Raw genomic sequence first — 11905 nt, 5'->3', positions numbered from 1 at the left:
CGGGTCAGCTCCGCTCGGTGGCGCGCAGCGAGCCGACGACGTGGTCCACGAGCTCGCCGACGGTGAGGGCGATGATCTCGTCGAGTTCGAGCTCGGCGATGAAGGTGGCGAAGTTGACGCGGTCGCCGTAGCGCTCGCGCAGCGCGCCGGAGAGCGTCACCAGGTCGATGCTCTCCAGCTCCAGGTCGTCGTGGAAGGTGGTTTCGCGGTCGATCTCGGCGTCGTCGAGGCCGGCGTCCGCCAGCAGGCTCCTGAGCATGTCGGCGATGTCGGCCAGCACCTCGTCGGGCTTCGGGGCGGTGGCCCGGGGGGTCCGGGTGGTGGTCATCTCACTCTCCAGTCGGGTGGTCGCCGGTGGTCCAGGCGACGGCGTACCGGCGCGGTGGCAGCGCCGGTGGGTTGCGCACCTCGGCCACCCGCACCTGGTGGGCGGCGTCGCCGACGCCGACCAGCAGCCGCTCGGGCTCGGCGGCCAGCACCCGGTAGTCGGCCGGCCGGCCGCGCAGGCCGGTGCCGCGGGCCTTGGCGACGGCCTCCTTGGCGGCCCAGAAGCGGGTGAACCAGGCGTGGGAGTCCGAGCCGTCGGACACCCGGTCGAGCAGGGCGCGCTCCTCGGGACCGCAGGCCGACTCGACGGTGGCGCGCGGGCGTTCGGTGATCTCCTCGATGTCGATGCCGCACGGGCCGCGGCCGGCGATGGCGACGCCGGCCTCGGCGCGGTGCGCGATGGACACGGTGAGGCCGGCCACGTCGCGGCCGTGCACGCCCACGGGGACCGGCCGGCCGGTCGGGTCGTTGCGGACGGCGATCTCGGCCGGGTAGATCTCGCCGGCGCCCTCGGCCCACAGCACGCGGCGCAGCGCGTCCTTGGCGGCGATCCGGCCGAGCAGCCACTGCCGGCGGCGGACCGGGGGCAGCGCCGCGTAGACGGCGCGCTCGGCGCCGCCGAGGACGTTCCGCATCAGCAGCTCGCGGGTCGCCAGGTCGGGCCAGCGCTCGTGCACCAGCGTCCAGCCGCCGTCCGCCGGCGTGGACAGGATGTGCCGGCCCGGGTAGCGGTCGACGGCCCTGATGCCGGGGTCGGTGTCGAACCGCCGGTCGGTCCAGCCGGTGAACTCGGCCCAGACCCGGCCCTGGTGGACCAGCTGCATGTCGGCGGTGAGGGTTGACTCGGTGACGGCGCCGATCCTGACCAGGCAGTCGAAGCGGGTGCCGGCCGCCGGCGGCGGGCCGTGGAAGGTGACGCGGTCCAGCCGCACCGGGAACACGGTGGTGCGCTCGGTGCGGCTGGCCATGATCCAGTAGCCGAGGAGCTGGCCGACGTTGTCCAGCAGGGCGCCCGGCGCGGCGGGGGCGGTGATGACGCCGCGCAGGTGCCGGTCGCCGATGGCGGTGAGCTCGGTGACGCCCTGGAACGCCGGGCCGTGGAACATCCACCGCTCGCGGTACAGCTGCTCGGCCCGCAGCGCGGGCACCCGCTCGGTCGCCGGGTCGAAGCGCCACGGGGCGGGCGGCGCGGGGTACTCGGCCGCCAGGCCGACGGTGGCGGCGGCGAAGCCGGTCAGCCCGACCTCCATCTCGCCGGTCGCCGTCCGCCGGGCGGTGACGGGGAGTTCGACGGCCGGCACGGCCTCGATCCACTTCAGCAGCCGCACGTCCCGCACCGCCACGGCCCGCGCCGCGGGGCCCGCGGCCCGCTCGGCGACCGTCATGAGGTGCGAGACGACGGTCGTCGCCGGCACGACCGGCCACCGGTCCCCGTCGTCCGGCCATCCGGGCCGCTGCCGGAAGAAGCAGTGGTCGAGCAGGTACGGCATCTCGGCGACATCGACCCGCCAGGCCGCCGGCACGGCGGCGGCCAAGCCGCCTGCCTGCGGCGGCGTGGGCGGGCCGGCGGTAGCCGTTCCCGCGCCGGCCGTCGTGAGCACCGCGGCGGCCGTGGAGGCCGTTTCGGCGAGGAGCGCGGCGAGTTCGGCCGCCACGGGGTGGTCGACGGTGGCGAGCGCGCCGCTGGTCAGCAGGCCGCGCGCGGTCGGGGGGAGGGAGACCAGCGGGGCGCCGAGGGCGAGGCGGACCCCGCTTCGGTGGCGGGCGCGGAGCGGTGTGGTGTCGGGCTCCGCGCCGCCCACCCACAACGCCGTGACCACCCGGCTCAGTTGGGCCAGGCAGTCGCGGACGGGCGCGTGCGCGGCGACCACCACGCGGTCGCGGCCGGCGAGCGTGTCGTCGATCAGCGAGCCGAGTTGGCCCGCGCCCAGTTGGACGAAGGCGCGGAAGCCGGCGTCGTGGAGGGCGCCGATCAGCGGCCTGAAGCGGACCGGTTCGAGCAGGTGGCGGACGAACAGCTCCCGCACGGCCGCCGGTTCCGCCGGGTAGGGGGCGGCGGTGGTGGCCGACCAGACGGGCGTGGTCGGGACGTGCGGCGTGTAGGCCTCGGCGGCGCGCCGGATGGGGCCGAGGTAGGGGGCGAGCATCGGGGTGTGGAAGCCGGAGCGGAACGGCAGGATCCCCGCGATGACGCCACGCTCGCGCAGCGCGGTGACCAGTTCCTCGACGGCCGGCTCGGGGCCGCAGACCATCGACTGGTTGGGGGCGTTGTCGTGGGAGAGGACCACGTCCCGCCGGCCGGCCAGTTCCTCGCACGCCCGCTCGGCCGGCATGCCGAGCACCGCGAACGCCAGGCCCGGCACCCGCAGCGCGTCCGGGTCGAAGTCGGCGAGGAAGGCGTCCACTTCGGCGGCGGCGTGGATGCCGCCGCTGACCATCGCGGTCCACTCCCCCACGCTGTGTCCCGCGACCGCGTCGGGGACGACGCCGACCCGGCGCAGCGCCGTGTCGAGCAGCCGGCCGAGTTGGAGGACGGCGGCGCCGTGCCGCCCGAGGTCGCCGACCCTGGCCCGGGCGGGCGCCGGCCGCCCGAGCCACGCGGCGAGCGCGTCGGCCCTGGGCTCGAACTCGGCCTCCAGGCCGGGGAAGACGAAGGCGATCCGGCCTCCGGCGGGGCCGAGCAGCGGGCGCGGCCCGAACCAGACGTCGCCGCGGCCGCGCCAGGGCGCGCCCTTGGCGACGGCCTTGCGGGCCAGCGCGAGCCGGCGGGCGGTGGGGTCGACCACGCCGAGCCTGGCCGGGCCGGCGTCGCGCGCGGGGTCGTCGAGGCCGGCCGCGAGCACCGTGGAGTCGTCGGCGGCCAGCAGCGCCGCGAGCGCGTCGGCGTCGGGGGCGGCGAGTCGCAGCACGCGTTCGGGTTCCGTGACGGTGACGGCGGGCGGGCGGCGCGTGGCGGTGGTGGTGGGGGCCTCCAGGACGACGTGGGCGTTGATCCCGCCGAAGCCGAAGGCGTTGACGCCGGCCCGCCGGGGGGCGCCGTCGGCCGGCGGCTCCCAGGGGGCGGCCTCGGCGAGCGGCGCGAACCGGGTGGCGGCGAGGGCGGGGTGGGGTTCCTCGCAGTGCAACGTCGGCGGCAGCACCCCGTGGTGGACGGCGAGCGCGGCCTTGATCAGGGCGGCGATGCCGGCCGCCGGCATGGTGTGGCCGATCATCGACTTCACCGAGCCGACGGCGGCCCGCGGCCCGTCGGGTGGGCCGAACACCTCCGCAAGGGTGGCGAGTTCGGCCCGGTCACCGGCCGGGGTCGCGGTGCCGTGCGCCTCCAGGAGGCCGAGCGCCCCCGGGGCCCGCGGGTCGAGTCCGGCCGCCGCCCAGGCCAGCCGCACGGCGCGGGCCTGGCCGCCGGGGTCGGGGTTGAGCAGGCTGGCGGACCGGCCGTCGCTGGCCACGCCGGTGCCGCGTACCACGGCGTAGATCCGGTCGCCGTCCCGCTCGGCGTCGGCGAGCCGCTTGAGGACGACGACGCCGGTGCCCTCGCCGATCAGCACACCGTCGGCGTCCTGGTGGAAGGGGCGGATGCGCTCGCTCGGCGAGAGGGCGCCGAGCTGGCTGAAGACGCTCCACAGGGTGATGTCGTGGCAGTGGTGCACTCCGCCGGCCAGCATCAGGTCGCAGCGTCCGGTGGTGAGTTCGCGCACGGCGTGGTCGACGGCGACCAGCGAGGAGGCGCAGGCGGCGTCCACGGTGTAGGCGGGGCCGCGCAGGTCGAGGCGGTTGGCGACCCGGGACGCGGCGAGGTTGGGCACCAGGCCGATGGCCGACTCGGGCCGCTCGGGGCCGAGTTGGTCGGTGAACGACGCGCGGACGCGGTCGAGCCGTGCCTCGTCGAGCTCGGGCGCCAACTCGCGGAGGGTGTGGACCAGTTGGCTGGCGGTGCGGACCCGCTGGTCAAGGCGGACCAGGCCGGGGGTGAGGTAGCCGCCGCGGCCGAGGACGACGCCGGCCCTGGCCCGGTCGACGGGCAGCGCGGACTCGCCGCCGGCGTCCCCGACGGCCCGGTGGGCCACGTGCAGGGCGATCAGCTGGTCGGGCTCGGTGCCCGGCACCGACGCCGGCATGACGCCGAACCCGGCGGCGTCGAACTCGGTGGCCGCGTCGACGAATCCGCCGCGCCGGCAGTAGACGCGGTCGGCGCGCCGCGGCCCGGCCGGCCGGTAGTACTCGGCGTCCCAACGGTCCGCCGGGACCTCACCGATGGCGTCGACGCCGTGGGTGATGTTGTGCCAGTAGGTGTCGAGGTCGCCGGCGCCCGGCAGGAGCACGGCCATGCCGACGACGGCGACCGGGGGCTGTTCCGGCACGCGCGTCACCACCCGGACGCCGCGTAGACCACCGCGTGGGTCTCGGGAGCGCCCCAGGCCAGCTCGCGGAGCAGGGCGAGCGGGCCCTCCTCCGGGTCGATGAGGCCGATGCCGCGGGCGGCGTAGGAGCGCGCCAGCTCGGGGGTCACCATGCCGCCGCCCGTCTCGCCGGGCGCCCAGGGGCCCCAGTGGACGGTGAGGCCACGGCGTCCCGGCGCCGACCACTGGCGGCCGAGCTCCTGCAGGGCGTCGTTGGCGGCCGCGTAGTCGCTCTGGCCACGGTTGCCGAGGGCGGCCGCGACGCTGCCGAAGAGCACGGCGAACCGGGGGGCCCTGGGGAGCGCGCCGACGGCGTCGAGCAGGGTGCGGGCGCCGTCGACCTTGGTGGTGAAGACCCGCCGGAAGGACTCGGGCGTCTTCTCGGCGATCAGCTTGTCCTCGATGACGCCGGCGGCGTGCACGACGCCGTCGATCCGGCCGTGTTCGGCGTGGATGTCCTTGACGGTGGCGCGCACCGCCTCGGCGTCGAGGATGTCGACCGAGTGGTAGCGGACGGGGCTGCCGAGGGCGCGCAGCTCGGCGAGGGTGGCGCGGACCTCGCGTTCGGCGAGGGTGGCCGAGACGGCGCGCTCGACGGCGGCGGGCGAGGTGAGCCCGGCGGCGAGGTAGGCGGCGCGCAGCGCGGAGCGGTCGGCGGCGCCGGCGGTGGCCGGGTCCTCGGCGGCCGCGGGCACCGGGGTCCGGCCGAGGAGTTCGAGGCGGCACCGGCCGGCGGCGGCGACGGCCCGGGCGAAGCGGGCGGTGATGCCGCGGGCGCCGCCGGCGAGCAGCAGCACGGAGTCGCGGTCGAGGCCGATGGCGGCGGCCTCGGCGGCGCCGTCGCCGGCCGGTCCGGCGCCGGTGGCGGCGAGCGGGCCGAGGTCGGCCGGGGTGAGGCGGAGGGCGCGACGGCGGCCGCCGTCGGCGAGGACGACGGGTTCCCGGTCGGTCGCGGTGAGTTCGGCGAGTACCCGGTCGGCGAGCGCCTCGGTGGTCTCGGACGACCCGACGCGCAGCAGGGTGGCGTGCAGCTCCGGGTACTCGCGGGCGATGGTGCGGAACAGGCCGCGCAGCCCGGTGGCCGGTCCCGTGGCCCGCTCGACGGCGAGCAGTCGGCGGGGGGCGCGGGCGAGCAGGGTCTTGAGCAGGGGGAACGCCTCGGGCAGCGGGGACTCGGTGCCGTCCTGCGGGTCGAGGGCGTCGAGGTAGACGACGGTGTCGGCGGCGCCCTCCGGGAGCCGGCCGGTGGGGGCGACCTGGGCGGTGGCGCCGGCCCGGGTCAGCCGGGCGGCGAGCGCGGTGCCGAAGTCGCCGCCGCCGATGAGGTGGACGGTGGCGCCGGGCGGCGGACCGCCGGTGGGCTCGGGCAGTTCGTGTTCGGTGAACTCCAGCCGGCGCGGGGCCTCGACGCGGGGCGCCGGGGCGGCGGTCGCCCCGGCCGTGGGCTCCGCGACGGGGGCGGGCTCCGGGGCGGGTTCCCGGGCCCCGCCACCGAGGCCGGCCTCCAGCAGCGCGGCGAGGCCGGCCGCGGTGCGGGCGGTGCCCAGCTGGTCGAGGTCGGCGGCGGCGCCGGCCGGCAGGCCGAGCCGGCTCGCCAACTCGCCGGCGATCTCGGCCCGTTTGATCGAGTCGACACTGAGGTCGGCCTCCAGGTCGAGGTCCGGCTCGATCATCTCGGCGGGGTAGCCGGTGCGTTCGGCGACGACGGCCAGCACCGCGCCCAGCACGTCGCGCGGCGCGGCCGGCGTGGCGGACTCGGCGGGCCCGGGCGGCCGGGCGGCGGTGGCGGGCGCCGGCACGGCTTCGAGGGCCGGGGTGGGTGGGGCGGTGGGGGCCGGGGGGGCCGGCGGCGACGGGGGGCGGGGGGGGGGGGGGGGGGGGGGGCCCGGTGGGGCCGGCGGCGACGCGGGGGCCGCGCCGGCGCCGAGGTAGCCGAGCAGGACGTCGCGCTGGGCGGCGACCAGTTCCCGGCTGGTCCGCAGGAACTCGGCTATCAGGGCGTCGGGGCCCGACGGGTGGGCCCCGTGCTGCTGGGGGTCCTGGGGCATGATGCGCTCCGTGACGAGGCGTGGGGGTTGGAGGGCGCCGGGCACCGGGGTGCCGTCGGCGCGGCGGACGACCCGGCCGTCGACGGTCCAGCCGGGTGGGGTGGGGGTGGCGGCGGTCTCGGGGTCGACGGCGTCGCGACCGGTCAGGAGCCGCCCGGCGCGCACGTCGACGCCGGCGACGGCGAGTCGGGCGAGCGCGGTCAGCAGCCCCGGCAGTCCGGGGCTTCGGTGGTCGTCCAGGGCGACGGTGGTGTGCGGGCGGTCCTCGAGGATGGCGTCGACCAGGCGGCTGAGCACCCGTCCTGGACCGACCTCGACGAAGACCCGGGCCCCGGCGGCGTGCATGGCCTCGATCTGCTCGGTGAACCGGACCGGGGCGCCGATCCCCTCGGCCAGCCCGGCGATGACGGCCTCCGGGTCCCGGGGGTAGGGCGTGGCGGTGCGGTTGGCCCAGACGTCGAACGCGGGCGCGCCGACGGCGAGTCGCGACAGCTGGCGGGCGAAGACGGCTCCGGCGCCGGCGATCCGGGGACTGTGGAAGGCGCAGGCCACCCTGAGGGGTTTGGTGGCGAAGCCGGCGTCGCGCAGCACCGCCGTCGCCTCCGTCAGGGGGGCGGTGGGGCCCGAGATCACGGTCTGGCGTGGCGCGTTGTGGTTGGCGACGACGATCTGCTCGGCGGCGGCCGAGCCGCGCAGCGCCTCCGCGATCTGGGCCGGGGTGGCGGCGATGGCGGCCATGCCGCCCGGGTCGCCCGAGCTGACCTGGGCGAGGATGGCCTCGGCCCGGGCGGCGCTCGCGGTCAGCACGTCGGCGGGGGCGAGCGCGCCGGCGACGCCGAGCGCGACCAGCTCGCCGTAGCTGTGCCCGGCCGCCATGTCGGGCCGCACGCCGAGCTGGGCCAGCAGCTCGGCCGCCGCCGACTCGACCAGGCCGAGGGCGGGTTGGGCGACGGCGGTGTCGGTGATCCGGTCCTGCCGCAGCCGTTCGCCGGCCTCGTCGAAGGCGGCGGGCGGGTAGATCCGGTCGGCCCAGCGGGCGCCGGCCCTGAGGTGGCGCTGGAGTTCGGGGAAGGCGACCAGCAACTCGGCGAGCATGCCGGGGCGTTGGCTGCCCTGGCCGGGGAAGAGGAAGGCGAGCTTCCCGGGTTCGCCGGCGTCGGGCGGGGCGGTGTGGATGCCGTCGGCCGGCGCGGACTCGCCACTGGCGGCCCGGCGCAGCAGGGCGGGCAGGGCGTCGAGGCGGTCCACGACGAGGGCGAGGTGGACGGGTTCGCCGCGGGCCGCGGCGAGGTCGGCGCGGCGGGCGGCCTGCCGGGCGTAGTCGCGCAGCCGCCAGGGTCCGCCGCGTTCCACCAGGCTGAGCAGCGACGCGGCGGCGGCGCGGGCGGCCGCGGCGTCGCGGCCGCGGAAGAGCAGCAGCTCGGCCGGCCACTCGTCGAGGGCGTGCGCGGCGGGCGGCTGCTGGTACGCGCGTAGCACGACGTGGAAGTTGGTGCCGCCGAAGCCGAAGGCGCTGACCCCGGCGATCCGCCGGTCGGGGGCGGCGGCCCAGGGCAGTGCCTCGGTGTGGAAGGCGAACGGGCTGCTCGCCGCGGACCATGCCTCGTTGGGCCGGGTGAGGTGCAGGGTCGGTGGCCGCACACCGTGGTACAGGGCGAGGGTGGCCTTGATCAGGCCGGCGAGCCCCGCGGCGCACTTGGTGTGCCCGATCTGGGACTTGACCGAGCCGATGACGCAACTCCCGGGCGCGGCCCCCGCCTCCTCGAACACCTCGGTGAGGGTGGTGAGTTCGGTGCGGTCGCCGACCACGGTGCCGGTGCCGTGGGCCTCGATCAGGCCGACGTCGGCCGGCGAGACGCGGGCGTTGGCGTAGGCGCGGCTGAGCGCGGCGCGCTGGCCCTCGGGGCGGGGCGCGGTGAGGCCGAGGGCTCGGCCGTCGCTGGCGCTGCCGACGCCGTCGATGACGGCGTAGATCCGGTCGCCGTCGCGCTCGGCGTCGGCGAGCCGTTTGAGCACCACGCAGGCCACCCCCTCGCCCAGCGCGATGCCGTCCGCGGACTGGTCGAAGGTGGCGGAGCGGCCGCTGGGCGAGAGCGCGTGCACGGAGGAGAAGAGGAGGTAGTCGTTGATGCCGTTGTGCAGGTCGGCGCCGCCGCAGAGCACCAGGTCGCTGGTGCCGGCGAGCAGTTCCTTGCAGGCGGCGTCGACGGCGGTGAGCGAGGAGGCGCAGGCGGCGTCCACCGTGTAGTTGGCCCCGCCGAGGTCGAGCCGGTTGGCGATCCGGCCGGCGATGACGTTGGCGAGCATCCCGGGGAAGGAGTCCTCGGTGAGCCGGGGCAGCTGCTCGTCGAGCGCGGCCGGGACGGTGCCGAGGTAGCCGGGCAGCACGCTGCGCAGGGCGCTGGCGTTGGAGAGGTCGCTGCCCGCCTCGGTGCCGAAGATCACCGAGGTACGGCGGTGGTCGGTGTCGGGACCGGCGTAGCCGGCGTCGGCCAGGGCGCGGCTGGCGGCCTCCAGGGCCAGCAGTTGGACGGGCTCGATGGCGGCGAGCGAGGCGGGCGGGATGCCGTAGCGCAGCGGGTCGAAGGGGACGGGGGGCAGGAAGCCGCCCCACCTGGACGGGGTGCGTTCGCCGTCCCCGTCCGGGTCGTAGTAGAGCTCGGGGTCCCAGCGGTCGGGTGGCACCTCGGTGACGCAGTCCCGGCCGGCCAGGACGTTGGCCCAGAAGGTCGACAGGTCCTGGGCGCCGGGGAACATCCCGGCCATGCCGACGACGGCCACCCGCAGCGGCTCGGGCGCGGGCTCCGGCGCGTCCCGCTCCGCCCGCCCCGGCGCGGGCAGCCCGAGGCGGTCGCGCAGCTGGGCGGCGCGGGCGCGCAGCCAGCGTTCCGCGCCCTCGGAGACCGACGCGTGGAGCTCGGCGAGGGTGGTGACCCGGTCCCGCAGCGCGACGGCCTCGCCGGCCATGAACATGCCCTCGGCGGCCTGGCGGCGTTCGTCGACGGCGCGCAGCTCGGCGCCGACCCGCTCGACGCCCTTGCTGGCGAGCCGGAGCCGGCCCACGTTGAACCGCTCGAGCCGCTCCCAGATCTCGCGCTCGGGGACACCCTCGGCCCGCAGCTCGGCGCGCAGCCGTTCGAAGTCGGCGCCGAAGGCGCTGCGGGCGCAGCGGGTGGCGTGTCCCGGCGCGGTCTCCAGCAGCTCGGTGTCCTCGGCGGCGACGACGTGGCGCTGGAACAGCGGCTTGATGGCGCCGGCGGCCACGGCCTCCTCGGTGAACAGGTAGGCGGTGCCCATGAGCACGCCGGTGGCGACGCCGGCGCGGGTGAGCGGGGCGGCGAGGGCGGCGGTCATGGCGGCCGACCGCGCGTCGTGCACGCCGCCGGCGAAGAGCACGGAGAGCCGGGCGCCGTCGGGCTCGCCGGCGAGGTGGTCGAGCAGCACCTCCAGCTGCGCCTCCCAGAGCGGGAAGCTGTTGCGCGGCCCGACGTGGCCGCCGCACTCGGCGCCCTCGAACACGAACCGGCGGGCGCCGGCGGCGAGGAACTGCCGCAGCAGCCCGGGCGACGGCACGTGCAGGAAGGTGGCGATGCCCTCGGCCTCCAGGGCGGCGGCCTGGGCCGGGCGACCGCCGGCGACGATGGCGTGGGTGGGGCGAACCCGCCGCACGACGTCGAGTTGGGCGGTCCTCACGGCCTCGTCGGCGAAGCCGAGGATGCCGACGCCCCAGGGCGCGTCGCCGAGGGCGGCGCTGGTGCGCTCCAGCATGTCGCGGGTCCGCTCGGCGTCGGAGAGGGCCAGGGCGAGGAACGGCAGGCCGCCGTGGGCGGCGACCTCGGCGGCGAACTCGGGCTGGTCGCTGACCCGGGTCATGGGCCCCTGCACGACCGGGAGGCGGGTGCCGAGGACGCGGGTGGCGGGGGCGTCCGCGCCGAGCGCGGTGGCCGGCCGCTCGTCGCGCACCGCGTCGGCGACGGCCCGGCGCACGCCGCGCACGGCCTCGGTGACGGTGGACCAGCGGCGGGCGAAGGCGGCGGCCAGCGGCGCGTCCTGACCGACCGGCAGCAGTCCGGTGCGCGGGTCGGCGCCCACTCGGGCGAGGAACTCGGCCGGGTCGTCCGGCAGTTCCGGCGCCCCGGGGCCGCGCCGCCGGAGCACCCGGACGCCGTGCCGGCGGACGGTCTCGGTGCCGTCGAGGGTGGCCAGGGTCTCGGCGACGTCCAGCGGCAGGGCGGCCTCGTCGAAGAGGGCGAGCTGGGTGTCGAGCACGACGCCGGCCGCGCCGCCGACGACCGCGGCGGCGGCCGTGTGCGGTCCGATCCCGCCGGCGGCCCAGACGGGCAGGGCGTCGCCGAGGCCGGCCAGCACCCGTTGGAGCAGCACGAAGGTGCTGGAGCCGCCGGACCGGCCGCCGCACTCCGAGCCCCGGACGATCAGCCCGGCGGCGCCGGCGGCGGCCGCGGCGCGGGCCTCGTCGAGGTGGGTGACCTCGACGAGCACCCGACGCCCGGGGAACTCGGCCGGGGCGCGCCCGGGGTCGGCGAGCAGCACGGTGGCGGCGGCCGCCGGCAGCGCGGCCGGGGCGAGGGGGCAGCCGGGCCGCACCCGGACGCCGAAGGGCGCGCTCGACCAGCCGGCGGTGCGGTCCAGCGCCTCGACGGCGCCGCGCGCGTCGCCGTCGGGCAGTTCGAGGACGCCGAGCGCCCCGGCTCGCGCGGCGGCGACGGTGAGCCGCGGCGAGGGGCGGTGCAGGGGGTTGACCACGACGACGAGACACGACTGCGGGGGCTGGGGCGGGGATGGGTGCGGGGGTTGGGGGGACATGCCGGGCTCCGGCATCCGCATGGACTCTCCCGACTCACGATCATGAGACAAGCAGACGTCCGCATTACACGCAGCCCGTTTCGCCCAGTCAACCGCCCGCCCAGGGGGGAACGTGACGGTGTGTGAGCGAACGATCAGGGCGCGGAGGGCCCCGCCGGCGGGCCGTCGGAGCGCGAGCTGGCGCTTCTCATCGCCTTCACTCTGAGCCAACACCGATGACACAGCGCTGCCACGGCCAGGAAATCTACGCGGATCACCGATCCGTCGCCGCTGTGGGCCATGTCACAACCTTGCACGCGGCACTCC

General features: G+C 77.6%; 3 protein-coding genes. All 3 read right to left on the bottom strand.

Annotation, left to right across the window (positions count from 1 at the left end; translation table 11 throughout):
• Positions 1-4 precede the first annotated feature (4 nt).
• Genes RNC47_RS04645 through RNC47_RS04635 form a run of 3 tightly spaced genes read right to left on the bottom strand, consistent with a single transcriptional unit; the run spans position 5 to position 11599 of the window.
• Positions 5-328 carry an acyl carrier protein gene (locus RNC47_RS04645; protein ID WP_311595737.1) on the bottom strand — a complete coding sequence of 108 codons (324 nt, stop codon included), beginning with the start codon at positions 326-328 and terminating at the stop codon, positions 5-7.
• A 1-nt stretch (position 329) separates the two neighbouring features.
• Positions 330-4697 carry a beta-ketoacyl synthase N-terminal-like domain-containing protein gene (locus tag RNC47_RS04640; RefSeq protein WP_394814704.1) on the bottom strand — a complete coding sequence of 1456 codons (4368 nt, stop codon included), beginning with the start codon at positions 4695-4697 and terminating at the stop codon, positions 330-332.
• Positions 4694-11599: an SDR family oxidoreductase gene (locus tag RNC47_RS04635; RefSeq protein WP_394814716.1), complete on the bottom strand. Its 6906-nt coding sequence runs from the start codon at positions 11597-11599 to the stop codon at positions 4694-4696. The genes RNC47_RS04640 and RNC47_RS04635 overlap by 4 nt, the downstream gene beginning before the upstream one ends.
• Between the last annotated feature and the right edge of the window lie 306 nt (positions 11600-11905).

It is taken from the genome of Streptomyces millisiae, assembly GCF_031845425.1.
Lineage (GTDB): Bacteria > Actinomycetota > Actinomycetes > Streptomycetales > Streptomycetaceae > Streptomyces > Streptomyces millisiae.
The sequence above is the reverse complement of the archived record's forward strand: the minus strand, read 5'-3'. Positions and strand labels throughout refer to the sequence as shown.